This is a genomic window from Euryarchaeota archaeon, from assembly GCA_016207515.1.
Lineage (GTDB): Archaea > Thermoplasmatota > SW-10-69-26 > JACQPN01 > JACQPN01 > JACQPN01.
The window spans coordinates 44,546-67,213 of record JACQPN010000007.1; the positions used below are offsets into that span (position 1 = coordinate 44,546).

Genomic DNA, 22,668 nt, shown 5'->3' on the forward strand with positions numbered 1-22,668 from the left:
AAAACTGGCCTGCCATATCAACCTGCCCTTACGGCGGCCTACGGGAAGAGCCGTTCAAGCCCGAACTCCGGCCTTCTCACGTCTCCATCCAGGTAGAGGCCTTTCCATATCTCGAACGCCGTCATGTTCCACAAGTGGGTGTAGTCCCGTTCCCGTTTCGGCGAGGAAGCGGCCCGAAGCGTCTTCTCCACGAAAGTGTCCTTGAAATATCCGCTGCGGCTTAGTCGGGCGGGCGTGAGCACTTTCCGGGCCAGGTCCTTGAGTTCGCCTTTGAACCAGTGGTGGCTCGACATGCCGAAGACGCGCTTCGTCCGGTTCTCGACGATCTCCTTTGGAAGGAGGCGTCGCATCGCCATCCGGAGCACGTGTTTCTGGCTTCTCATCTTCACGGCCTGGGGTATCCTGAAGGAGAACTCGACCATGCGTCTATTGCAAAACGGTACGCGCCCTTCGAGCCCGCATGCCGCGGTCTCCCGGTCGACGATCTGCAACAGGTCCTCGGCCATGTAGCCGCGCATCTGGACGATCGTGTGCTGGTCGAAAAAGTCGAGGCCCTTAAGGTCGTTGAAGTATGAGCGGTATTCCTCCTCCGGCGGCGCTTGGCCTCCGAGCGCCGGCGTAAGCATCATCGCGCCTTCGCGCCGCGTGAGAGCCCCTGTCGGGGCGAACGCCATGTAGTATTTGGCGTCGTCCTCGCCGTACGCGGAAAGGGCCTTCGCACCGCGCTCCAGCTTGTCGACGCCGAGGGCCGGGAGCGCGGTCGCGATTTTCCTTATCGGGCGCGGTATCATGCGAGGGAGATGCTTGTCCTTGTATGCGCGGATCGAGCGGTCGTATCCGCCAAAGAGCTCGTCGCCGCCAAGACCGGAGTGGACGACCTTCACGTGCTTTCTTGCAAGCTTCGAAAGTAGCAGGGTCGGCTCTATGTTGCGGCGCGGCTCTTCGAGGTGCCAGATGGCCTCCGGCATGTGCTTTAACGCGTCGGAGCCGACGAAGAGCTCATGGTGTTCGCAACCGAAGTGCTCGGAGACGCGGGCGGCCTCCTTCGTCTCGTCGGTGGCTTCGCCGAATCCGACCGTGTACGTGTGGAAGCGTTCGTCGGAGAGGCTTCGCATCGTCGCCAGTAACGAAGTGGAATCCACGCCGCCGGAAAGGTAGACGCCTTGGGCCACCTCGCCTTGGAGTTCGGACTTGACTGTCTCACGGAAAATGGTCGCGAGGGCCATCGCATAGTACTCGTCGTCTTTCGAGTCCATCGGCGAGACGTCCGGCCGCCAATATTGGATGACTTTGGCGACCCCGTTCTCGAAAACGAGATAATGGGCGGGAAGGAGCTTCTTGATGCCCAAGAGCATCGTGCGCTCGCCCGGGATGAACGATTGGTTCAGGAAATCGAAGAGGGCCTGCTCGTCGATTTCCCGCGCGATGCCGGGGTATTGGAGGATGGCCTTGAGTTCGGAGCCGAAGAAGATGCGGTCCCCTTGGACGCTGTAGTGCAGGGGTTTGACGCCCATCTGGTCGCGGCCCAGGACGAGCCGGCGCTTGTTGACGTCCCATAGGGCGAACGCGAATATCCCGTTCAAGCGTTTGACGAAGTCCGGGCCCAAGAGTTCGTATCCGTGGACGATCGTCTCCGTGTCCGACCTCGTCTTGAAGCGGTGGCCGAGCTTCGAGATCTCTTCGCGTAGTTCCTGGTAGTTGTAGATCTCGCCGTTGTAAGTGACCCAGACGGAGCCGTCTTCATTGGAGATTGGCATATGGCCGCCGGCCACGTCGACGATGGAAAGGCGGCGGTTGGCAAGGCCAACTTGGGAATCCGTGTAGAAGCCCTCGTCGTCCGGCCCGCGGTGCCGTATCGAGTCGGCCATGCGCTTGAGTAGACCTTTGTCGTCGAAGCCGGCGAAACCGCAGATGCCGCACATTTACGGCTTCTCTACTATCGCTTCTCTATTAAATCTTGATATGCGGCGACGTGCTCCCTTGCGGCCTTCTCCCAGGAGAAGGTGGAAGCGCGTTCGAGGCCGCGGCGGGAAAGCTCCTTCGAACGGCCGGCATCCGAGAGCACTTCGACTATCGCCCTTGCGTATGCCGCTTCGTCCATCGCGGGGACAAGCACGCCCGCGTCCCCGACGACTTCGGGCATGGTGCATGCGTCCGACGCGATCACCGGGAGGCCGCATGCCATCGCTTCGAGCGGGGGAAGGCCGAAACCCTCGTAGAGCGTCGGGAAGACGAAGACGTCGGCGGCGTGGTACCATTCCGCAACCGCGGTGTTCGTCCCGAAGTGGCCGGCAAACGTGACCTTGGAGCCGAGGCCGAGATCCGCGACCGCCTTCTCGTTCTGGCGCCTCCACAAGTCCCTCTCCGCGTGACCTACCTTCACGAGACGCGCGTTTTTTTCCGCATCGACGACTTGGCGCATGGCCCGTAGAAGCGTCGGAAGGTTCTTTCGCGGTTGGTCGGACCCGACGAAAAGGACTATCCGTTCCTCAGGACCGATGCCGAGCTTGGTCCTGATCGTTACGCGCTCGGCTTCCGAGACGGGTCCGAACCCGGGGGGCACGCCGTAGTGGATTGTCCGGATCCGCTCAAGCGGGATCTTCGTGAATCGGGCGATCTCGGCCCGCTGGAAATCGGAGATGGTGATGACGAGGTCCGCTTTTTTCAAACCGCGGACGAAAAGCCTGGAGTCTATCATCACGGGCAATTCGTGCGGATAGTACTCCGGGTAGAACGGCAACGTGAGGTCGTGCACGGTGACGACGCTGTTCTTGAAACGGGTGAAATTAAGGAGGGAGGCGAGGTCCTGCGTCTCGAACTGCCAGATGTCGCCCTCGTTTCGCCGCTTGGCCAGTCGGCGGAGGTCCATGTACTTCGCGATGATGGCGCGCGAATGTTCGATCCGGTGATTGACGACATTGGCTATCTCCGGCAACTGCTCGTGGAACATGCGTGCGTAGCGAGACACGACACCGCCGGGCCCTTCGTAGTAGGCGAAGTTCACGGCGAGACCGCTAGACACGGGGATACCTCCGGGCCCTTTCGACGATCGAATCCACGACCTCGAAGTGCTCCCGGCCGCAGAGGCGGAAGAACTCGTCGAGGCTTCCCATGTGGGGGAGTAGGTAATCGTACGGCGTCGTGATGTTCTGGTGCGCGAGCGGGAAGTCGTAACGTTTCTTGAAGGGGAGCGTCGCTAGGGCCGCGAGGAAGGGCACGGTCGCAAGCGCCCTGCGAAAACCCGGCCGTTTTCCGCGAAGTATGTATTTGTACGTACGCCAAACGGAGAGCGCCCGGAGCCTCAAGACATCGGTGGAATACTCGTACGTCTCGAGGAACACTTTGACCGGGTCCTTTCGCCTGCTCTCGTGCTGGCGGTGCTCCATGTACATCACCGGCAGGTAGATGAGCGGCGCGACGGCCGCCAGGCGGGCGTTCATGAGCGCGTCCTCGTGGCTCACGGTCTCTGGGAAATAACCCGCCTTCTCGATCAGGTCTCGCTTCGTGATGAGAAGTGTCGCAAGAAGCGTGTAGGGGCCGACCTCACGCTCCTTCGCATGGTAGGCGTCGAGCACTTTGCCGATCACCGGGCGGAATATCTCGTCCGTGTCCACGTGATGTATCTGGTATTCGCCTCGGGCGGCCCTCGCGGCGAGCGTCCTGCCGATCCCGCGACCCCGGCGTGAATCTTTGATGAGCCGGAACCCTGGCGTCTTCGCTGCGTACTCTTCGAGAATCTCCCGGCTCCCATCGACAGACGCCTGGTCCACGATGACGAATTCGACGTCTCGCCCGGCGAACTGGGGAATGACGCTGTCTAGGCATTCTCGTAGCGTCGCGACGCTGTTCAGGTTCGTGATGCAGACGCTGTAACGCGTCACGACGACCCCTTCCCCGGAGCCGCACCGACTTTCGTGCTTGCAGACCAAAATGGGTGGCTCGCCAAGATGCGCTCCCTCATCCGCTCCCAGCAGTAGGTCTTCGCGAAAGCCATCCTGGCGGCCTTTCCCATGGAATCGAGCCGGTCGCGATCAGCCATGGAAGCGACGATTGCGTCTCGGAGCGCCGTTTCATCGTCTGGCTTCACCGGTATCCCGAACCCGGCGTCCTGGGCTATCCGCGTCATGTCGGGAAAGTCAGAATGGATCGTAGGGACACCCGCGGCCATGTAGTCGAAGAGCTTGTTCGGAGCCCGGAACCGGTAGTTCGGCCCGAGGTCAGGGACGACGATGAGGCCGAGGTCGAAAAGCGTCACGTAGTCGAAAAGCTCCTCCGTAGGCACGGGCGGCAGCGTTTCGACGCGCCCACCGACGCCCGCTTCGGCGGCCACATTCTTCAGCCGCTCCGCCTCCTTCGTCGGGCCGCCCACGATGACGAGGCGCGCTTCCGGAGGGAGGCTGGAAAGGAGGCGGATCGTGGTTTCGAGTCCGCGCTCGCCGTTCAACCCGCCGGCAAAACCTATGATGAAATCGTCATCCTTGATCCCAAGGTGGTCGGAGAGTGCTTTGACGCGCGTGGGGTCCGCGCGGACCTCGTCGATGGCTTTCGAATTGTAGGTGACGGTGACCTTGGCGCCGTCGCGTCTCAGCCTGTCCGCGATCCCTTCGGATACCGTGTAAGTGTGGGCCACACGGGGAAGAAGCCGCGTCTCAAGCGCCGCGAAGCCCTTTGCTACCAGCGGCTTCTCCTCCGCCACCATCGCCGGAAAGTCCTCATGGGAGTCGTAGAACAGGGGTACTTGCAGCTTCTTGGCGGCCCGCGTCGACGCCCAAAGGAGTTCGAGGTCGTGGCAGACGATCCCATCCGGCGCCTCCTCAAGAAGAGCCGTTTCCACGTTGTCTCGCAGTTTCATGAATGAGAGACCGCGCACGAGAACGCCGCCGGCGAGCTTGTGCCGCAAGCGCCGGATGGAGAGGCCATCCCTGGTCTCGTGGGCCGGGAGGTCCCTTTCGAAATCGATCCACGACACGACGGAGACGTCGACGCCGTGGTCTTGCAGCAATCTAGCCTGCCGGATCGCGCGTAGGTACGGCACAGGCAGGTGTTCCTGGACGAACATGTCCGTGGGGATCGCGAACGCCGCCTTCAAGCCCGTGATCTCCACCCGGTTCCGGCGCCGCTTGCCGGCATCATGGCGGCCTCGTGGCCTCGGCCTTCACGTTCGTGTACCTGCGGAGCTTCGCACCGGCGAGCACGTCGTTGATCCTCAATGCAAGATCCTCCTGCCCCAAGATGCCAAAGCCCGGGAGTCCGGCTCCGCAAAAGCCCCTGACCGCGTCCACGCGGAAGCCTGCTCCTTCGAGGACGGCGCGAACGGATCTCAAAGTGTGCGGCCGTAGATGCGTGTGGTCGTCCCAGAACCGCTTGTAATCGGGCGTCGGCGTCTCTATCCGGAGCCTTCCGCCAGGGCGAAGGACGCGCAGGAACTCCCGAGCGCCCGCGACCGGGTCCGCCAGGTGCTCCAGGACGTCGCGGGCGAGGACACCATCGAAGCGCGAATCACGGAAAGGCAGGCGCGTTGCCTCGCCCAAGACGTCCGCCTTGCCAAACGGCGAGATGTCGAGGCCGACGACTTCCGCCTTTCCGAAGGCCCCCTTCAGGAGGTTGTTCCCGCATCCGACGTCTAGAACGCGCGACGTGCCCTGGAAGAGACGCTTGTACTCCGAGAGGAGCGACGTGTGGACGAGGCTGCGGTCATGGAAATAACCCGTGGAGGCCAAGGCGGTCGGCGTGAAAAACGCCTTTTCGCTATTGACCTTTCCGTTTGACGTCCTCGACTATCCACCGTGCCGCTTCCTTCAAGTCCTTGGCGACGAAATCCGGCGGCCGCGTGAGGCGGGGGCTTTCGACCTCATCGGCGTGTTTTTCGATGGGGACCATGACCGTTCGGGCCCCGACGACGGTCCCAAGCTCGACGTCGAACCACCGGTCCCCGATGACGTAGCAACGTCGGGGGTCGATGCCGTGGTCGTCTGCCGCCTTCTCGATCATGCCGGGTTGTGGCTTTCTGCATTTACACATGTCTTCGGGACCGTGCGGGCAGTAGTATACGGCAAGAAGCGATGCTCCAGCGGCTGCGAGCATGCGTTCCATCTTCGCGTTGATCCGGTGAAGGTCGCTTTCGGTGAAATACCCGCGGGCGACGCCGGACTGGTTCGTGATGACGACCAATTCCAACCCCGCTGCCTTGAGCACTGCAAGCGCCTCGGCCGCCCCTTCGATGAGCTCGAAATCCTCTGGCCGCGCGCAATATGGGCCGTCCTTCGCGATCGTGTTGTCACGGTCGACGAAGACGACGCGGCGGCCGGCGACGCTTTTTCCGTTCATTCAGCGCGTTTTCCCTTTTCCGAAGAGTTCCCGTTCCGCGATCGCGCAGATGATGTGTCCGACCGTGATGTGCGCCTCTTGGATCCGCGGCGTGTTCTCGGACGGGACGCGGATCGATATGTCGCAGATCGATGGGAGTTTGCCGCCCTTGCCGCACATCCCCACGGTGGTCGCCCCGAGCTCCTTCCCCTTCTCGATGGCGCGCAGGATGTTCGGCGAGTTCCCGCTCGTGCTGATGCCGATGACGACGTCGCCCGGGCCGACGAGGCCTTCGAGCTGGCGTGAGAAGATCTCGTCGTAACTGAAGTCGTTGCCGATGGCCGTCAAAGCGCTCGTGTTGACGGTCAGGGCGATGCCGGGAAGGCCCGGTCTGTCGCGGATGTTGAATTTCCCGGATAGCTCTGCGGCGATGTGCTGTGCGTCCGCGGCGCTGCCGCCGTTGCCGAAGATGACCATTTTCTTCCCGCCTCGAAGCGCGTTGGTAAGCGCGGAGGCGGCCTTCGCGATGTCCCCGACGTGTTCTTTCAACAGTTCCTTGGCCCGGATGCTTTCGTCGATATCCGAGAGTATCTCTTTCTCGTGGGGCATACTGGTCGAGTGTCAGAGAACGAGGCGTTTATTTCAACTTTTGCGGGCGGGACGACGCAAGAGGGGAGCCTGAACGGTGGGAGGGACCGCTCGTCCTTCGGTGGCCGCCGAGGGCGTCGCCCGGAGCACGGCGACGCCTGCGTTTCCCGCGGTCGGCCCGTCACAGACGGGTATTCAACGCCGGGCGGCCGCGTCCTTGAGCGCCCTTTCGAGACGATCCGTCAACGGCTCCCACTTGAATTCCAACGCCCGACGTCGGGCCGCGTCTCCCATCCGGCGGCGTTCGGACTCGTCCGCGAGGAGTCTGTCGAGGATTATTGCGAGCTTGCGGACGTCGCCGAATGGATGGAGAAGCCCCGTGCGCCCTTCCTCGACGAGATACGGAACGCCACCTACATGGGAGGCCACCACCGGTTTCCCTTGCGCCCAGGCCTCAAGGAATACGACACCAAGGGCCTCGAACTGGCTTGGAAGGGCGAGAAGATCACAACCCGCAAGGGCGGCGCGCTTCTCCTGCTCGGCGACCGGCCCCGTGACGACCATGCGCGCCGTGAGGGAAAGGGACGAAGCGCGCTGCTTCAATGCCTCCAACGCGCCACCGTCCGGCCCCATGAAGACCAAGGAGACGTCCGGATGGCGCGCGGCCACTTGTGAGAAGGCGAGTAGGAGATGATCGGGTGCTTTCTCCGGGTGCAGACGAGCGAGGAAAAGGACGAAGCGCCCGAGCCCGTGCTTTTTCTTGAATGCCGCGGCGTCCCCGGCTTCGAACGCTTGATCGTCGAGGCCGCTCGGTATCTCTTCGAAAGGCGTCCTCACATGCCTCGAATCGAGCCACGCCTTCTCATCGCCCGTCATTCCGATGATCTTCCTGGCACGTTGAAGCGTCTGGGTCCCGTAGAGCCGATCGTACGCCCGTCTCAGGGTCTGGCGGGCGACGCCTGTGGTAGTCAGGGTGAGCCCGTGCGGCGTGATCACGTACGGGACGCGCGTGCGGCGCGCCAAGAGGTCCCCGGAAAGGTGAGGGTAGCCCTGGAGGTCGAGAAGGTCGCCGTCGACCTTTTTCGGTGCGTAATCGATGAGGAAATAACCGAGCCGCCAACGGGGCTTGTGCCGGACGATCTGGATCCCCCGTAATTTGTCGGTCGCCGGGAGGCGCTCGCCCTTCGGCGTCACGGCGGCCGTGTGGACGGTGATCTCATGGCCGCGCTCGACGAGGCGCGAGCCCATTTCGCGGATCCGCGTCTCGACGCCACCGGTCACGGGATGGAAATAGGAGACGAGTGTGTGTATCTTCATTCCATGACCTTCTCGTACTCTTCGATCGAATTCCAGGCGATCTCTTTCCATTCGAAGTGCTTCGCGCGTTCCAAGCCTTTCTGTATCCGCGGAAGCGCCGCCTCGACATCTACGAAGTGGCGCTCCATGGCGCGTGCAAGAGACGATGGGTCACCGTCCACGAGGACGGCGCAGTCGTCGACCACGTGCCGTATGCCGCCTACCTCGACTGTGATTATTGGAAGGCCTGACGCCATGGCCTCGACCAACACTATCCCGAACGATTCGTAGCGTGGAGCATGCACCATCAGGTCCGCGCTCCGGTAGGCGGCTAGGAGATCGTTTTGCGAGAGGCCGCCTGTGAAGTTGACGCGCTCGCGAACTTTGAGATCCATCGCGAGGCGCTCGAGGGTCCGCCGAAATCCACCGTCCGGGCCCGCGATGACGAGCCTCGCGCCGGCTGGAAGATCTGCCTCCGCAAAGGCGCGGATGACCCTGTCCTGCCCTTTCACTTCTTGGAGACGGCCTGCGCTCAGGATCATGGGGCCTTCGATGCCAAGACTCTCCTTGAACCTCTTCCCCGTGTCCTTTCGATCGAAATCTTCAAGGTCGACCCCATTGGGGATTACTGCGGTGCGGCGGGCCCCGAGGCGGCGCCAGCCATCGGCCGTTTCCTGGGTCACGCCGACGCCCAATGCTATCCGTGACGCGGTCTCCCGCCCGCGCGACATGTCGTAGAGGCTTTTCAGCGGTCCGAATAACCCGCGGCCCCGGACGAAACCATGGGAAGTGGCGACGACCTTCACGCCGGAGCGGTCGCCCCAGCGCGCGAGGAGGTCCGTGTGTGCGTAACCATAGCCGTGCGCGTGGACGACCTCGGGCTCGAACTCCTTGACGGCGGCGATGAGGCCTTTCATTATGGAGCCGTACCCCCAAATGGGAAGCCCGGTCCCGCGCGTCTCAAGCCTCTTCACTTCGAGGCCTTCCACCGTCTCGTCGCCAGGAAGGGTCGAGTCCTCCTTTCTTGGGACCTCCGTCACGAGCTTCGTGGTGACGACGGCGACGTCGTGGCCCAAGCGCGCCTGATGCAACGAGAGGTTGTAGACATGCGTTTCGCCCCCTCCCGTGGCGGGAGGATAGCGTATCGCGACGTGGACGATCCTCACGGCTCGCCCACCCCGTCCTCGCCCGCAAAGCGGGCTCCGGCCACGTGGACGATCCTCACGGCGGCCTCATCCCCAAGACACCCGCTGGAAAATTGATGGCCCACGCGAGTTGCCACGCGAGGTAGAAGACCGGGATCGTGAGCATCAGGACGATGTTCCGCTTCACTATCGCGCACTTTGCCGCGTAGGCAAGGAGGAAAGCGACGACCAAGACGATGACGCCCGCGAGCGCAAGTGCCGCCGCATCCGACACGTAGGCACCAGCCAGGAGGACGAGGAACGTGATGGCCGCCACCGCCGGCAACCACTGCTTCACGCCGGCCATCTTCGGTTGCTTCCGATTGGCGACCGCCTGCCAATACGCATACCGGGCCTGCTGGAGGTAGAATGCCGGGAGGCTGTCGCGGTGGTGGTGAAGGACCACGGCAGCCGGGTTGTAGGCGGCCTTGTGACCGGCGTTGAGAAGCCTCCGGTTGAGCTCCGGGTCCTCCGTCACGACAAGCTCCTCGTCGAAGAGTCCCACGGCGAGAAGCGCCTCCCGGCGGAACATGCTGTTCCTGGTGACGTTCGTGTAGATGTTCTCTCCGCTCACGAACTTCTTCCTGTACCGGTTGGGCCGCAAGAGATGCACTTCGTCCAATGTGGGACCGTGGACCGGTAGACAGGACACCGTCCGCACCGTGAGGCCACGGGTAGCGGTGTTGTTCGGGCCGCCGACGGCCGCTATCCCTTCGCCCCACGTGAAGCCGCGTAAGAGTTCTCGGACCCAATCGCGCGACACTTCCATGTCGGCGTCCGTTATCGCCACGAAAGTGCCTTTCGCGTTGCGGATGCCCTCGTTTCGCCCGACCCCGATGGTGCCGATCTTCTGGAGCGTCCTAATCTCCGGCGCCTGCGTCCTCTTCGCGTATTCTTGGAGCGTTTCCCACGTCCCGTCCGTGCTGAACGCGTCCACGACGATTATCTCGTAAAGGTCGCGCGGGTAGTCCATGGCAAGAAGCGAATCCATGCAGCGGCGTATCGTCGCGCCGGCGTTCTTCACCGTGATGACCACGGAGACAAAGGGTTCGATCCCCGCCACGGCGCCTAAGCCCCGGCGATACCCTTAACTCTTGCTGAACGGGAAGGAACTCACTCCTACCGGGACCGGGGCCGATCCAAGGGCGCTTCGAGGATAGACGGGACCGACAGGCGGTGAGACCCACCCCGACGAGAGACCCTCGCTGGCGTCGGGTACGCGCGTCCAGACCGGACTTGCGACATCGACCCATGCGGGACTCGGAACGGAAACCCTTATACAACGCAGGAAGGTCGGCGACCAGCGGCACGCCAGCGGACCAAGGACGTCGAGACACCTGATCGCACGGAAAACAAGCCTGATAGTCCTCAATAACCTCATCGGCGCCGTCACCGGCTACGTCGCGTTGAAACTCGTCGCCCTCTACATGGGTCGGGACGTGTTAGGCGAGTGGGGCTACGCCATGGGGATCGTCGGCCTCTTCGTCATAATCTCCGAGCTCGGTTTCTCGCAAGCGCACGTGAAGAAGATCTCCGAGGGCCGAGACCCCGCCGTGTGCCTCGGGACGTATCTTGCCGTCAAGGTCGGCCTCACGCTCCTTATGCTCCTCCTCACCGGAGCCTACCTCTTCGTGCAGGTCGTGGTCCTCGACAAGCCTTTCGTCTCGACGACCACAGGTACCGTCGTGATAGTCCTGCTTTACTACACGTTCACGAGCCTTCGGGCGATAGGCGGAGTGACGTTCGATGCAAAACGAGAGACCGCGAAGTCGCAACTCGTCGTCGTCGCCGAGCACTTCGTCCGCCTCCCGCTCACCGCTGTCGTGACGCTCGCCTTCGCCGCTTCCGCCTTCGGGACTGGCCCGCTTGCCTCCTACTACGAAGCGAATTCGCCCGAGTTGTTCCGGACCATCGCCGCCAACGGCGCCGAGTTCCTGGCCTTGACATACACGGGCGCTGCGCTCGCTTCCTTGCTCGTCGCTGCTTTGCTTCTCCGCGGAGAGCGGATCGCCCGCCCGGACACGGGGCTTCTGCGCGAGTACAGCCGCTTTGCGTGGCCCATATTCCTCGGCGGGATACTCGCAACGCTCTCCGGAAACGTCGACAAGGTGGCGCTCGGCTTCTTCTGGTCGGAGACCGAGGTCGGTAATTACACGGGCGTCCAGCGCATCTCCTCGCTCATCAACATGGTGCCGACCGCGGTGGGGATACTCCTCTTCCCGACCCTCTCGGACTTGCACTCCAGGAACGAACTTGACGGAGTATCGAAGGTGACGGGACAGGCGCTTCGGTACATCTCGATGCTTCTTTTCCCAGTGTGCGTGTTCACCATCGCGTTCGCGGTGCCCGTCATCCACGTGCTCCTATCGGACGAATTCCTCGCGGCCGCGCCGACCCTCGCTCTTCTCACGCTCTACGTGCTCATATTCTCCCTCTCCTACCCGTACGAGAACCTGCTCTTCGGCGCGAACAAGCCGCATCTTGCCGTCATGGCTGGAGCAACGATATTCACGACGAACATCGTCCTCAACCTCCTCTTCATCCCCTCGAGCCTCTTCGGGTACCCGTTGCCCGGGCTCAAGGACGTAGGCGCGGCCCTTGCGACCGTCGTGTCGATGGCCGTCGGGTTCCTGGTGCTTCGAAGGGCGGCCACCACGGTCACGCGCTTTCCATCGGAGCGGTTCATGTTCAGCCACCTCTCGGCAAGCGTCATCATGGTGATCCCGCTCTTCTACTTCGCCCAATTCGTAGGCGGCGACGCGCGCTTCTTCACACTCATACTACTTGCCCTCGTCGGCGGCGTCATTTACGTCGTCACGTTGCGGCTTCTCGGCGCGTTGACCGACGAGGACATCGCCTTCTTCAAGGCCCTCATGAGCCCGGGCGCCGCCGCCGACTACATGCGCGACGAATTGACCTCGAAACGCAAGGGACCGGATTGAACCCGCGGTTGACCGCCCCGCCTCTCCTTTATGAGACAGCGGAGTTTATATCGGCGATGCCGTTTAAGGCGCGATATTCTTGGCGGCGGACCTGATCAGCATAGTGATTACGGTCCGCAACGAAGAGCACCACATCGCCGACCTTCTCGACAGTCTCGTCGTACAGGAACCGCCCGTCGAGATAATCGTCGTCGACTCGGAAAGCGACGACAGGACCCGGGTCTTGACGCGCGAATACTGCGACAAGTATGACTTTGTGCAACTTCACCGGCGGGGCGGCACGCGCGGGAAGTCCCGGAACTTCGGTGTCGCCCAAGCGAAAGGCAAGTACGTCGCCTTCATCGACGGCGACTGCATCGCCAACCCCTTCTGGATAAAAGAGCTACGCGAAGAGCTTCAGAAAGCAGACGTCGTCGCTGGAAAGACGATCCAGATAGGTTACCGTCCCTTCGAGTCGCTCCACCGTGTGGAGCTCTACAAGCGCGGCTACGACGTGACTTTCCCGAGTTGTAACCTCGCTTACCGGCGCGACCTCTTCGAGAAGCTCGAGGGTTTCGACGACTGGTTCCGGACAGCCGAGGACATCGACCTCAATATCCGCGCGGTGGACGCCGGCGCCAAGGTGATCTTCAACGAGCGGGCCATCGTCTACCACAGAGCACGGGACACCATCCCGGGCTTTCTCAAGCAAGCCCTCTGGAACGGCTTTGGCCGCAAGCAACTCACGTTGAAGCACGGACGCCTCTGGTCGCAGTACTCCTTCAAGAAGATGCTCACGAGCCAACTCACGTTCTGGGGTATTACGAGGCTTTTCGTCGCCGTGGGCGGCTACCTTCTCTGCGCGTTCACCGAAAAACTGCCTCCAACGGGGTCGGCGCCTAAATGAAGCTCCTTTCCGTCGTCATCCCGGCCTTGAACGAGGAGGAGGGCATCGGCGAAGTCCTCGACGAGATCCCCCGAAAAGAACTCGAGGGGCTTGGTTATGAGACGGAGGTCATCGTCGTCGATGGGGAATCGCGGGACAGGACGCGCGATATCGCCAAATCGAAGGCCGCACGCGTGATCGTGGAACCACGCCGAGGGTACGGCAGGGCCTACCTCACCGGGTTCGAGTTCGCCAAGGGCGACGTGATCGCAACGGGCGACGCGGACCGCACGTACCCGTTCAACGACCTCCCGAGACTCGTGAAGTTGCTCGACGACGAGGGACTGGACTTCATCACGACGAACCGGCTCGCACACCTCGAAAAGGGCGCCATGAGTACCCGCAACAAGTTCGGAAACTGGATGCTTTCGGCCTGTACGCGCGTCCTTTTCCTATGCAACATCCGCGACAGCCAAAGCGGCATGTGGGTCTTCAGGAGGGGCATCCTGGGCTCCATCACATTGACGGCGGAAGGGATGCCTCTCTCCGAGGAGATAAAGATCGAGGCGTTCAAGAACCCCAAACTCAAGGCGAAGGAGGTCCCCATCCATTACCGAGTGAGAGCGGGACAGGTGAAGCTCAACAGCCTCAAGGACGGCTACGCGAACATGCTGTTTCTCGTGAAGAAGAGGTTGGGGTTGTTGAGGACGGATTAGGAAGCGAAAGCAATCCAGACGGGCGGCCAGCCGCGCCGAAATGTGAAACCGACCCTCGGAATGTTATTATCTGCGCCCATCCATCCTATTGTCCGATGCGCCGGCTCGTCGGCCTCGCCGTGGCTGCATGCGTCCTGATCGCGCTGGGAGGATGCATAGAGCCCGAACGAGGACACGCGATCGTTGAGGACCGTTCGATAGACGACGCGACCGCGCAAAAGGTGAGGCACGTCGCCATTGAACACTTGGCGACCAAACCGAACTTGACCTATTACAGGGATATGACATGGGACGAGTTTTTCGACCAGAGTGACGCCGCGCGCCAACACGGGACCATCGACGAGTTATGGCTCCGGGCGCATAACTCCACCATAAAAAGGAACGGGACTGGCGAGTATCTCGCCACCTGGGTCGGGGTCCCCGGTTGCGAAGAGGATGCAAGCAGGCCTTGGACGAACGACGAAGGGCCGAACTATTTCGACGCCAACGGCCAACAATGCTACCTTCTCAATTTGTTGGAGGTCCACATCCTGGTAGATGACCTGTCGCCGCTGTGGGTTCATGCGACCGACGTGGGCGGCGTCGCCTAGTAGCATGTAGGGGCCTTACTCCCCCCTCATCTCCTCGATCTGGTGCTTGAGCTCCTTCACCTGCCCCTTGTTCTCCTCGTAATCGAGCGGTCCGTTGCATTTGGGGCAGTGGAAGACGTTTTCCGTGGCTTCTTCGAATGATAGCCTGCTCTGGTCGCGAGGACATATGAAGAACCTGTGTGATTGCTCGAATTCGAGCTTTGTTTCGAGATTCTTGACCGCGCTCTCCTTCCGCTTCTCCATCGCGTGCTTGGCGTTCTCCAAGGACAGTTTCCAATGGAAGGTCTGCCAGCCGGTCTCCTTGTCCTTCTTCTGATAGTATTCGGCGACGCGTGCCTCGTAGAGGTGATAGAGGGCCTTTCTCACGTGGCTCGGTTTCTCGCCGAGCTTCTCGGCAATCTCCGTGTCGGTCGCGTCCTTCATCTCGCCGAGGATCTTCGCCATTGAGAGGCCTTCCTCGCCACAACTATCAACGACGTACTTCCGTAGCTCGGCGTCCTTCAACGTGACCATCGGCCCCCCTGAAACGACATACGGTGCTATTAAGCCTCCCGAACGAAGACAGAATCGTTGCCCGGGTTTCCGGCCGCTTCCCCGCTGTCCTTCCCCGCGGTCACTCCCGGCGCGGCGACCCGGCGCCCACATCGCGGCGCGCCGCCCCCTTCGCTCGCGTCCTTGTCGTCACCACTCTCTTCCCCCGGCCCGTAGGCAGTATTTTCATCTCGCCGCCGCCGTGCCCTTCAAGCCCCGCGTCGCCCAAGAGCCGGTGGAGGAAGAGTGCCAAGGCTGCGACCTCCGAATGGGGCTGGTTGCCAACACTAGCGTTGTAATGAGCAAGGTCGTAGACGTCGCCGGGCACCTTCTCTGCGCCGACCACTATCAAGACGTCCTTTTCGGTGCCAACGGCCTTCGCCACTGTCCCATAGGGTTCGCCGTACATGGTAAGATGCACGACTTTCCCGGGGAAGTCGCGGATGATCTTCTTGTAGCTCGCCGCGAACTCGAGTTCGAACGAGCCGCCGAAGCGTTTGACGACGCCAGCGACGGATTCACGGATCTTCTCGTCGCGGGTCGTGAGGATTATCTTGTCCGCCCCGAAAGCGCGGGCCACGAGGCAGACGTGCGTCGTGACACGCTTGTCGCGGTCGGGCCTGTGGCCGAGTCTAAGGACAGTTATCATCGTGGGCACCCCGCGGGGGCGGACCACGTGTCGATGGGAAAAAGGGCTCCTGAATTGCCCATCTGCAACGCCTCCGGCTTCATGGGGTCGGCGCCTCGCCGCCGCGTGTCACTGGGCGGGCACCTGCACCGCCACGTCGATCATCTCCCCGTCCTTGAGGTCGAGCTTCTCGCGTAGCTTCACGGGGGCCACGACCTCGATGGTGTTCGCGTGGTGGCTGCGGACCGGCATTATCACGGCGCAATCGACGGCGCTTATGCTAGCGCGGTAGACCTTCACCGCGCCGAAGGTGCGGCCCTCGGCCGTGAATTCCCCGATGAGAAGGCTTTCGCTTTCCCCCAGCTCAGCAAGCTTCTCGTTCTCCGGGAAATCCACCGTGAGGTTCAACGTTCCCGGGAACGGCGTGAACCCGACGAGCCGCTCGAAAGCGTCGATGTAGCCTTTGCGCGACATGTAGTACTGGCCCTCGCCAAGGCCCGTCGTCACGCGGCCTTTGAACATGAGCGCCCCTTCGCCCGAGAAAAGCCCCTTGTATTCGCTGAATTCCCGGCGAAGCACCTGGACGCCCTGGCGCGAGATGCGGAGCAATTGTTTGCGCGTCCCCATGCGCCGGCTGATGAGGCCGTCCTTCAAGAGCTTGAGGATCTTCCGGGACGCCGTCTGCTGGCTCGTGTTGCAGATGCCTGCAAGCTCGCCCGACGAGATGCTCACGAAGCCTCGCATGCCGCCGAGGCGGGCAAGTTGCTTCAGGAGTTCGCGCTCTTCCGGAGACGTCGTCATCGGATTACCGGAGGAGCCCCTTGTGCTTCATGTCCGCGGAGATCTTGAGGCCCTCGGGTGTCAGCGAAAGCCGTCCACCCTTGTCGGCGACGAGGCCAGCGCCGATGAGGTCGTCCGCCGCCGCCTTCGCCGCGGGGCCCACCATGTGGTGCTTCTTGGTGATGTGTCCAAGATCGGTCTCCCCGCTTCCCAGTTCCATGAACAGGGCGACCCTGTTCTTGTTCGCTAGTACGAAGCTTTCGTTCATGTTGCCACGTCTCGCCATATTGGCGGTCGGTCAATAAACCTTTAGTCGGGGCAACACTTGGCGTGAGCGTGCCCGGATAGCCGTGTGTCAAGGCGATCCAGGAGGAGCCTATTTGAGCGAGGCCGGGGTACCCGGGACGTGGAGTTCCGGAAGATCCCGACGGTCCTCACGGCGCAAGAGGTGATGGACAAGGCCTACGGCAGGGCGGCGAAGAACGTGAGTTCCGAACCGGACGCCATCATGCGCCGCCGCAACACCGAACTTTCGAGACTTCGCGCCGCCCAGAACATCATCGATGCGACGCTCGCGCGCTACGTCGATGCGTTCCCGTCGCTCCAGGGCCTTCCGCCGTTCTACCATTCCCTCATCGACGTGACCGTCTCGATCGACAAGCTCAAACTGTCGCTTGGTTCCCTCGATTGGGCGCGCGAGCAGATAGGAAGCATATGCGACCAGAGCGCGACGCGGATCCGGAAGCTCCAAGGCGACGCGCTAGAGCGTGAAAGGATGCGCGCCTACGGGCGGACGAGTTCGATCCTCCGACGCATCGACAAGCACCTGACCTTCCTCAACGAGGCGCGCGAGGTCATGCGCCACTTCCCGGACATCGACCCCGAATCCGCGACCATCGTCATCGCGGGTTATCCGAACGTGGGCAAGAGTTCGCTACTTCGGTACGTCTCGAACGCGAAGCCGGAGATCGCGCCGTACCCGTTCACGACGAAGGGTATCGAGATCGGCCACTTCGTCGCGCGCAGGATCCGGTTCCAGGCCATAGACACGCCGGGGCTACTCGACCGCCCGCTCGACAAACGGAACAAGATCGAGTTGCAGGCGATCCTCGCCCTCGAACACTTGGCCGACGCGATCATCTTCATCCTGGACCCGTCGGAGCATTGCGGTTACACGATCGAAGCGCAGGAGAACCTTCTTGGCGAAGTGAAAAAGAGCTTCCCCGACATCCCCATAGTGGAGGTCGAGAACAAGAGCGATCTTCTGAAGCGGGACACGAAAAGGTGGACGATCTCGACGACTAGCGGCGAAGGGGTCGAGGAGCTACTGGCGGTCGCGGTCCGAAGCGCCTCGGAGAACCTGGAGCTGCCATCAATCCGAAAGGTCAAGGCAGCCTGATTGGGCGGGAAACGAGCCTGGAAGGCCTTTTAGAAAGCGCCCCATAGGGGGCGGTAAATGCCTGGACGCCGGGTAACCCGGGTGCTCTACCATGCCGCCGGCGCCCTTGTTCTTGACGCTTGCCTCGCCACCGCTATTTCGGGGGTCCGAGACCGAGGGCGCGGGCGCGGATCTCGGGGACGCGGAATTCGAACGAGCTCGCCACCGCGCGATAATAATAGACTTCCTTGCTACCGTGTTTGTCGACGCCGCCGACCTCGACAAGGCCTGCGGTCTTGAGTTTCTGCAAGTGGTGGTAGGCGAGCTGTTGCGAGATGTTCAATTCCTTGGCGAGTGTCCGCGAGGTCATCTGGCCGCCCACCAGAAGCTCAAGGATCGCCCTCCTCGTCCCGTCGGTGACGAGGTTGATCTTCTGGATGTCCGAAATAACGAGTTTCAAATCAGCGTTTTCGGGCATGGCCCCTCCTTTCCAACCGCTAGTGGCAAGTCCTGACGTTTATTAACTCTTTCTATGTGGCAATACAGGAGGCGCGGGCGCCACGCCTTCATTGAGGCTTCCCGAGCGGTACCCGCGTCCGTCCACCACAACAGATGAAAAACCGAGACTTTCCAACGCTACGCGGACCGTTTCATACGATGCCATGAGGCGCGGGACATCCTCGGGCGTGACTTCGACGCGCGCGACATCGCCTAGTAGCCGGACGCGGACCTGCGCGAACCCCAAAGCGCGCACGGCGGTCTCCGCTCGTTCGACGAGAGTCAGCTTCTCGACGGTGATCAAGTCCCCGTACGGTATCCGCGACGAAAGGCACGCCATCGACGGTTTGTTGGCGACAGAAAGGCCGAGGGCCGCCGCGATGTCGCGTACGCCTTGTTTGTCAATCGTCTGCTCCACCAATGGCATCCACACGCCCGCCGCGCGGAGAGCCGCGATGCCGGGTCGCCATTCGCCAAGGTCGGACACGTTGACGCCTGCGGCGATCGTGTCGAAACCACGCTCGTCGGCCTCGCGCCTTAGGACCACCGACATCTCCTCGCGGCAGATGAAGCATCTGTTCACCGGGTTGAGCGCGTAATCGGGGCGCCTAAGCTCGGAGAAACGGACCACGAGGTGGGGAACACCCATCTCGCTCGCCGTCTTCACGGCGCCTTCGAGTTCGGAGCGGGCGAACGTCTCGGAGTCAAGTATCGCGGCCAGCGAACCGCTGCCAAGCTCGTCGAAGGCGATCTTTGCGAGTATCGCGGAATCCACGCCGCCCGAAAAGGCCACGAGGACGCGGCGTCTCGACCGGAACGCCTCGCGAAGCGCTTCGATACGCTGCGAGACGCTGGCCGAAGCGGGACGCGTCATCACCGACTGGGGCTCCAAAGCCATTTCGCTTCGGGAAGAGGCGCCATCTATAAAATACGAGGGGATGGAAGGCTTCGACGGGACCCGTTCGCAAGAAGCTTCTTATCCGTCGTCGGGGCTGGCCGGTCTGTGCGCGTAGCCACGCAAGCCATGCTCCTCGTCTTGATCCTCGTCGGAGGCTGTCTTGGGGCGGACGGGCCGTCCGGAAGGGACAAGAGCGGTGCCTCGGACGCCGACATTGCCTCGCGGGAGAACGTGACCCGGACGGAGGCGACGCCCACGGGCCCCGATTGGGCCTTCACGGACACCGATGGGGTACAACATTCGAGGAACTCCACCGCCGGCCTCCCAAGCGTCCTCTTCTTCATGGCGTCGTGGTGTTCGTCTTGCAGGACGAAAACGGCGGTGATGGCGAGCGTCAACGACACGTACTGGCCGGACGGGCTGCAGACTTTCACGCTTGCCTTCGATTCCACCGACGACGATTCGAGCCTTGAGGCGTGGAAGGCCAAGTACGACCAACCGTGGCCCCACGGCATCGATGCCGGTTTCAAGGTCCAGAAGGCGTTCGGGATAACGTCGCAATCGAGCGTCGTGGTAGTCGACGCGGAAGGCGAGGTCGTGAAGAAGTTCGGGTACAACACCGTCACTGAAACGGCGTTGGAGGACGCGGTGGAGCAGGCGTTCGCCGCCACGGCATAGCTATCGCCCCGTCTGTCATTTTTCGCCGATCGCCTGCAACACTTCTTCCCAATGACCGTCGACTTTGACCTTCGGAAAGACCTTTGCCACGTTCCCCTTGCGGTCGATGACGAACGTGGTGCGCACGATGCCCATGAAGATCCTCCCATAGAGGGACTTCTCCTGCCAGACCCCATATGCCTCGATCATCTTGCCAGACGGGTCCGAAAGCAGGGGGAAATTGAGGTTGTGTTTCTTCTTGAACCTCTGGTGCGACGCGACGTCGTCCTTGCTCACCCCGAGTATCACGGCACTCTTTTTCTCGAACTCCGCCTTCACGTCGCGAAACGCACATGCCTCCTTCGTGCAGCCCGGTGTGTCGTCTTTGGGGTAGAAGTAGAGGCCGATGTCCTTGCCGATGAACTGCTTGAGCGTCACTTCGGCACCAGTGTCGTCTTGCAGCCTGAAATCTGGAGCCTTGTCGCCTTCCTTGAGCACGGCGGGCAATCGGACGTGGCCTAAAAAAAGGTTGCCGGATCCGCTGACGCGAGGTCCCCAACGGACGCTGGCTTCTCAACCCCGTTTCTTGGAGCGAGAGCCCTTCTTCGTGTCGGGCGCGGCCTGGGAGGTGGCCCGTTCCTCTTTCCCGGACGCAGCGTATTCGAAGGCCTCGCGGATCCACCCGACGCCCATGTCTGAGGGAAGGTACTTGAACGGGACCTGCGCCCACTGTTTGCTCGGCCCCGTGGCGCTCGGGCGCGGGCTGAACCTCTCCGAACCAGGAAGCGCCTCGATCATCGCCTCGATGCGTGCCTCGCCAAGTTTGACGACGAGGCCCTGCTTCCACACAAAGCAGAAGATCCTGGGGCCCACGAAGAACGCCGTGCCGCCGAACATCTTGCGGCTTGAAACGCTGCCCCATCGGCCGACGACCGGACCCAGGGATTGCGCAAGTCTCGCCGGCGTGACCTTGATCGCGTCGTCCTCCTTGGCCACGGCGAAGACGATGCCACCTTGGGACTTAAGGCAATCGGGGTTTACCCTTAGCCGCCGGCCTTGCGACAGATTCAAGCCGGGGTCATGTGTGCGTTCTCGTACCGTCCGCCGCGGCTGGCCACCTTGAAACTATACGTTCCCGCGTTCCGACCCGCACTGCTACGCTCGCTCGACGCTTACGACCGAAGGCGACTCACCGGCGACCTCACGGCCGGCCTCATCGTGGGCATCGTCGCGATCCCCCTCGCGATAGCGTTCGCGATCGCCTCCGGCGTCGGCCCCGCCGCGGGACTCGTGACGGCCGTCGTGGCGGGACTCGCGGTGGCGCTTTTCGGAGGATCACGCGTCCAGATCGCAGGGCCCACAGGCGCTTTCGTCGTCATCGTCTACGGCGTGGTCGCGCAATACGGCGTCGATGGCCTCTTGGTGGCCACTCTCATGGCCGGCGTCATCCTTTTCCTCTTCGGCCTTTTTCGGATGGGCCAGGTCATCAAGTTCATCCCGCACCCTGTGATCACGGGGTTCACTGCGGGGATCGGCGCCATCATCTTCTTGGGCCAGGCGAAGGAGATCATGGGACTGCGAGGCGTCGAGATCCCGGCCGAGACGGTGCCGCGCGTACTCGCCCTCGCCGCGAACGCGGCCGCGAGCGACCCATGGGCCGTCGGGTTCGCGGTCGGCACGATCCTCGTGATCCTCGCGGCGAAACGGTTCACGCCACGCATCCCCGGTCCGGCGATCGCGCTCGTCGTCTTCACCGGCGCCGCGTACTACTTCCAGCTTCCCTTGGAGACCGTCGAAGCGCGGTTCGGGGAACTGTCTGCGGGTCTCCCGTTCCCGACGCTTCCCGTGATCACGTTGGAGAGGTTGGCCCAACTCGTACCCGCGGCGCTCACCATAGCCCTCCTCGGCGCGATCGAGAGCCTCCTTTCGGCCGTGGTCGCGGACGGAATGATGGAGGACAGGCATGACAGCGACCAAGAGCTCATAGGCCAGGGTATCGCCAATCTCTTAAGCCCATTGTTCGGCGGGATACCGGCCACTGGTGCCATCGCAAGGACGGCGACGAACGTGCAAAACGGGGCGACGACCCCCGTATCGGGCGCCGTCCACTCGGTGTTCATCCTGATCTTCGCCACGTTCTTCTCCGTCCTGATAGGCACCATCCCGATGGCCGTCCTCGCCGGGATACTCACGGTCGTCGCATACAACATGAGCGAGATCCCGAAGTTCAGGCGCGTCCTCTATATGCCCCGCTCCGACGCGGGCGTCATGCTAGCGACGTTCTTCATCACCGTGTTCGTGGATCTCGTCACGGCGGTGGAGGTGGGCATGGTGCTTGCGAGCTTCCAGTTCATGATCAAGATGAGCCGCGTCTCAAGGGTGGAGATCGTGAACCCGGGGGACGACCCCGTGTACAACAGGCAACAATCGCTCGAAGGGAAGGAGATCCCGCCGGGTGTGGCCGTCTACAGTATCGACGGTCCCTTCTTCTTCGGCGCGGCCGAGGAGTTCCAACTTGCCATCGAGCGCGTCTCCGGCCGGCCCAAGGTCGTGATATTCAGGATGCGGCACGTGCCGTACATGGACGCGACGGGCCTCACGACGCTCGAACGCATCGTCAAGAACATGAAGAGGGCCGGGACCGCCGTCGTCCTTTCGGGCGTACAGAACCAGCCCATGGACATGATGCTCCGGGGCGGCTTTTTCCGGACACTCGAGGACCGCAACGTGCACGCCCACATCGACGCGGCGCTCGAACGGGCAAACGAGATCATCGCGTCGCACGGAGCACCGCCCGGGGCGAGGGCCTGA

25 protein-coding genes are annotated in these 22,668 nt (G+C 62.3%); 7 read left to right on the forward strand and 18 right to left on the reverse strand.

All coding sequences use genetic code 11. The features are described from left to right. Nucleotides 1-38 precede the first annotated feature (38 nt). The 10 genes from asnB to HY556_03315 all read right to left on the reverse strand — a co-directional run bounded on the left by asnB (nucleotide 39) and on the right by HY556_03315 (nucleotide 10,437). Complete coding sequence (gene asnB, locus HY556_03270; GenBank protein MBI4392804.1) at nucleotides 39-1,922, reverse strand: asparagine synthase (glutamine-hydrolyzing); 1,884 nt, start codon at nucleotides 1,920-1,922, stop codon at nucleotides 39-41. A 14-nt stretch (nucleotides 1,923-1,936) separates the two neighbouring features. Then, nucleotides 1,937-3,022 (reverse strand): glycosyltransferase family 4 protein, encoded by a 1,086-nt coding sequence (locus HY556_03275; GenBank protein MBI4392805.1) that lies wholly within the window; start codon nucleotides 3,020-3,022, stop codon nucleotides 1,937-1,939. Further along, nucleotides 3,015-3,881 carry a glycosyltransferase family 2 protein gene (locus HY556_03280; protein ID MBI4392806.1) on the reverse strand — a complete coding sequence of 289 codons (867 nt, stop codon included), beginning with the start codon at nucleotides 3,879-3,881 and terminating at the stop codon, nucleotides 3,015-3,017. Before HY556_03280 ends, HY556_03275 begins: the two co-directional genes overlap by 8 nt. Continuing rightward, nucleotides 3,878-5,089, reverse strand: a complete 1,212-nt coding sequence (locus HY556_03285; protein MBI4392807.1) for a glycosyltransferase family 4 protein — start codon at nucleotides 5,087-5,089, stop codon at nucleotides 3,878-3,880. Before HY556_03285 ends, HY556_03280 begins: the two co-directional genes overlap by 4 nt. A gap of 40 nt (nucleotides 5,090-5,129) precedes the next feature. Next, complete coding sequence (locus tag HY556_03290; protein ID MBI4392808.1) at nucleotides 5,130-5,720, reverse strand: class I SAM-dependent methyltransferase; 591 nt, start codon at nucleotides 5,718-5,720, stop codon at nucleotides 5,130-5,132. Nucleotides 5,721-5,748: 28 nt separating this feature from the next. Then, nucleotides 5,749-6,327, reverse strand: coding sequence for an HAD family hydrolase (locus HY556_03295; GenBank protein MBI4392809.1), 579 nt, complete (start codon nucleotides 6,325-6,327; stop codon nucleotides 5,749-5,751). Beyond that, nucleotides 6,328-6,915 carry a D-sedoheptulose 7-phosphate isomerase gene (locus HY556_03300; GenBank protein ID MBI4392810.1) on the reverse strand — a complete coding sequence of 196 codons (588 nt, stop codon included), beginning with the start codon at nucleotides 6,913-6,915 and terminating at the stop codon, nucleotides 6,328-6,330. Between the two features lie 174 nt (nucleotides 6,916-7,089). Further along, entirely contained in the window at nucleotides 7,090-8,211 is a 1,122-nt protein-coding gene (locus tag HY556_03305; protein MBI4392811.1) for a glycosyltransferase family 4 protein, read from the reverse strand. Next, a complete protein-coding gene (locus tag HY556_03310) occupies nucleotides 8,208-9,356 on the reverse strand; it encodes a glycosyltransferase family 4 protein (GenBank protein MBI4392812.1) in 1,149 nt (382 codons plus the stop codon). Before HY556_03310 ends, HY556_03305 begins: the two co-directional genes overlap by 4 nt. 55 nt (nucleotides 9,357-9,411) lie before the next feature. Further along, nucleotides 9,412-10,437, reverse strand: a complete 1,026-nt coding sequence (locus tag HY556_03315; GenBank protein ID MBI4392813.1) for a glycosyltransferase — start codon at nucleotides 10,435-10,437, stop codon at nucleotides 9,412-9,414. Nucleotides 10,438-10,780: 343 nt separating this feature from the next. On the opposite strand from HY556_03315, the gene HY556_03320 reads away from it, so the two are divergent. The 4 genes from HY556_03320 to HY556_03335 all read left to right on the forward strand — a co-directional run bounded on the left by HY556_03320 (nucleotide 10,781) and on the right by HY556_03335 (nucleotide 14,487). Beyond that, complete coding sequence (locus tag HY556_03320; protein MBI4392814.1) at nucleotides 10,781-12,316, forward strand: polysaccharide biosynthesis C-terminal domain-containing protein; 1,536 nt, start codon at nucleotides 10,781-10,783, stop codon at nucleotides 12,314-12,316. Nucleotides 12,317-12,407: 91 nt separating this feature from the next. Next, a complete protein-coding gene (locus tag HY556_03325; GenBank protein MBI4392815.1) occupies nucleotides 12,408-13,202 on the forward strand; it encodes a glycosyltransferase in 795 nt (264 codons plus the stop codon). Further along, nucleotides 13,199-13,897 (forward strand): glycosyltransferase family 2 protein, encoded by a 699-nt coding sequence (locus tag HY556_03330; GenBank protein MBI4392816.1) that lies wholly within the window; start codon nucleotides 13,199-13,201, stop codon nucleotides 13,895-13,897. The genes HY556_03325 and HY556_03330 overlap by 4 nt, the downstream gene beginning before the upstream one ends. A 95-nt stretch (nucleotides 13,898-13,992) precedes the next feature. After that, entirely contained in the window at nucleotides 13,993-14,487 is a 495-nt protein-coding gene (locus tag HY556_03335) for a hypothetical protein (protein MBI4392817.1), read from the forward strand. Nucleotides 14,488-14,502: 15 nt separating this feature from the next. Here HY556_03335 and HY556_03340 read toward each other — a convergent pair whose 3' ends face one another. The 4 genes from HY556_03340 to HY556_03355 form a co-directional block, all read right to left on the reverse strand. Beyond that, nucleotides 14,503-15,000, reverse strand: coding sequence for a hypothetical protein (locus HY556_03340; GenBank protein ID MBI4392818.1), 498 nt, complete (start codon nucleotides 14,998-15,000; stop codon nucleotides 14,503-14,505). A gap of 100 nt (nucleotides 15,001-15,100) precedes the next feature. After that, nucleotides 15,101-15,667 (reverse strand): tRNA (cytidine(56)-2'-O)-methyltransferase, encoded by a 567-nt coding sequence (locus tag HY556_03345; GenBank protein ID MBI4392819.1) that lies wholly within the window; start codon nucleotides 15,665-15,667, stop codon nucleotides 15,101-15,103. A 108-nt stretch (nucleotides 15,668-15,775) separates the two neighbouring features. After that, the gene (locus HY556_03350) at nucleotides 15,776-16,447 is read right to left on the reverse strand and encodes a DUF120 domain-containing protein (GenBank protein MBI4392820.1); all 672 of its coding nucleotides are present in this window, start codon (nucleotides 16,445-16,447) and stop codon (nucleotides 15,776-15,778) included. Between the two features lie 4 nt (nucleotides 16,448-16,451). After that, nucleotides 16,452-16,694: a hypothetical protein gene (locus HY556_03355; protein ID MBI4392821.1), complete on the reverse strand. Its 243-nt coding sequence runs from the start codon at nucleotides 16,692-16,694 to the stop codon at nucleotides 16,452-16,454. Between the two features lie 183 nt (nucleotides 16,695-16,877). On the opposite strand from HY556_03355, the gene HY556_03360 reads away from it, so the two are divergent. Continuing rightward, nucleotides 16,878-17,825 carry a 50S ribosome-binding GTPase gene (locus HY556_03360; protein MBI4392822.1) on the forward strand — a complete coding sequence of 316 codons (948 nt, stop codon included), beginning with the start codon at nucleotides 16,878-16,880 and terminating at the stop codon, nucleotides 17,823-17,825. Nucleotides 17,826-17,958: 133 nt separating this feature from the next. Here the strand turns inward: HY556_03360 and HY556_03365 are convergent, their stop codons facing one another. Next, nucleotides 17,959-18,282 (reverse strand): winged helix-turn-helix transcriptional regulator, encoded by a 324-nt coding sequence (locus tag HY556_03365; protein ID MBI4392823.1) that lies wholly within the window; start codon nucleotides 18,280-18,282, stop codon nucleotides 17,959-17,961. Between the two features lie 42 nt (nucleotides 18,283-18,324). After that, on the reverse strand, nucleotides 18,325-19,200 hold the full coding sequence (larE, locus tag HY556_03370; protein ID MBI4392824.1) for an ATP-dependent sacrificial sulfur transferase LarE: 876 nt from the start codon (nucleotides 19,198-19,200) through the stop codon (nucleotides 18,325-18,327). 105 nt (nucleotides 19,201-19,305) lie between these two features. Here larE and HY556_03375 point away from each other — a divergent pair, with 105 nt between their 5' ends. Further along, complete coding sequence (locus HY556_03375) at nucleotides 19,306-19,878, forward strand: TlpA family protein disulfide reductase (protein MBI4392825.1); 573 nt, start codon at nucleotides 19,306-19,308, stop codon at nucleotides 19,876-19,878. A 15-nt stretch (nucleotides 19,879-19,893) separates the two neighbouring features. Here HY556_03375 and bcp read toward each other — a convergent pair whose 3' ends face one another. Both bcp and HY556_03385 read right to left on the reverse strand, forming a co-directional pair. Beyond that, entirely contained in the window at nucleotides 19,894-20,355 is a 462-nt protein-coding gene (gene bcp, locus HY556_03380; GenBank protein MBI4392826.1) for a thioredoxin-dependent thiol peroxidase, read from the reverse strand. Between the two features lie 75 nt (nucleotides 20,356-20,430). Further along, the gene (locus HY556_03385) at nucleotides 20,431-20,853 is read right to left on the reverse strand and encodes a TfoX/Sxy family protein (GenBank protein MBI4392827.1); all 423 of its coding nucleotides are present in this window, start codon (nucleotides 20,851-20,853) and stop codon (nucleotides 20,431-20,433) included. A gap of 84 nt (nucleotides 20,854-20,937) precedes the next feature. Here HY556_03385 and HY556_03390 point away from each other — a divergent pair, with 84 nt between their 5' ends. Beyond that, nucleotides 20,938-22,668, forward strand: coding sequence for a SulP family inorganic anion transporter (locus tag HY556_03390; protein MBI4392828.1), 1,731 nt, complete (start codon nucleotides 20,938-20,940; stop codon nucleotides 22,666-22,668).

Bases quoted from the DNA above. Each gene is read 5' to 3' on its own strand.
- asnB (MBI4392804.1), bottom strand. From the start codon at position 1,922: ATGTGCGGCATCTGCGGTTTCGCCGGCTTCGACGACAAAGGTCTACTC.
- HY556_03330 (MBI4392816.1), top strand. From the start codon at position 13,199: ATGAAGCTCCTTTCCGTCGTCATCCCGGCCTTGAACGAGGAGGAGGGC.
- HY556_03300 (MBI4392810.1), bottom strand. From the start codon at position 6,915: ATGCCCCACGAGAAAGAGATACTCTCGGATATCGACGAAAGCATCCGG.
- HY556_03360 (MBI4392822.1), top strand. From the start codon at position 16,878: ATGGACAAGGCCTACGGCAGGGCGGCGAAGAACGTGAGTTCCGAACCG.
- HY556_03335 (MBI4392817.1), top strand. From the start codon at position 13,993: ATGCGCCGGCTCGTCGGCCTCGCCGTGGCTGCATGCGTCCTGATCGCG.
- HY556_03350 (MBI4392820.1), bottom strand. From the start codon at position 16,447: ATGACGACGTCTCCGGAAGAGCGCGAACTCCTGAAGCAACTTGCCCGC.
- HY556_03295 (MBI4392809.1), bottom strand. From the start codon at position 6,327: ATGAACGGAAAAAGCGTCGCCGGCCGCCGCGTCGTCTTCGTCGACCGT.
- HY556_03345 (MBI4392819.1), bottom strand. From the start codon at position 15,667: ATGATAACTGTCCTTAGACTCGGCCACAGGCCCGACCGCGACAAGCGT.
- HY556_03305 (MBI4392811.1), bottom strand. From the start codon at position 8,211: ATGAAGATACACACACTCGTCTCCTATTTCCATCCCGTGACCGGTGGC.
- larE (MBI4392824.1), bottom strand. From the start codon at position 19,200: ATGGCTTTGGAGCCCCAGTCGGTGATGACGCGTCCCGCTTCGGCCAGC.
- HY556_03340 (MBI4392818.1), bottom strand. From the start codon at position 15,000: ATGGTCACGTTGAAGGACGCCGAGCTACGGAAGTACGTCGTTGATAGT.
- HY556_03355 (MBI4392821.1), bottom strand. From the start codon at position 16,694: ATGAACGAAAGCTTCGTACTAGCGAACAAGAACAGGGTCGCCCTGTTC.
- HY556_03390 (MBI4392828.1), top strand. From the start codon at position 20,938: ATGTGTGCGTTCTCGTACCGTCCGCCGCGGCTGGCCACCTTGAAACTA.
- HY556_03365 (MBI4392823.1), bottom strand. From the start codon at position 18,282: ATGCCCGAAAACGCTGATTTGAAACTCGTTATTTCGGACATCCAGAAG.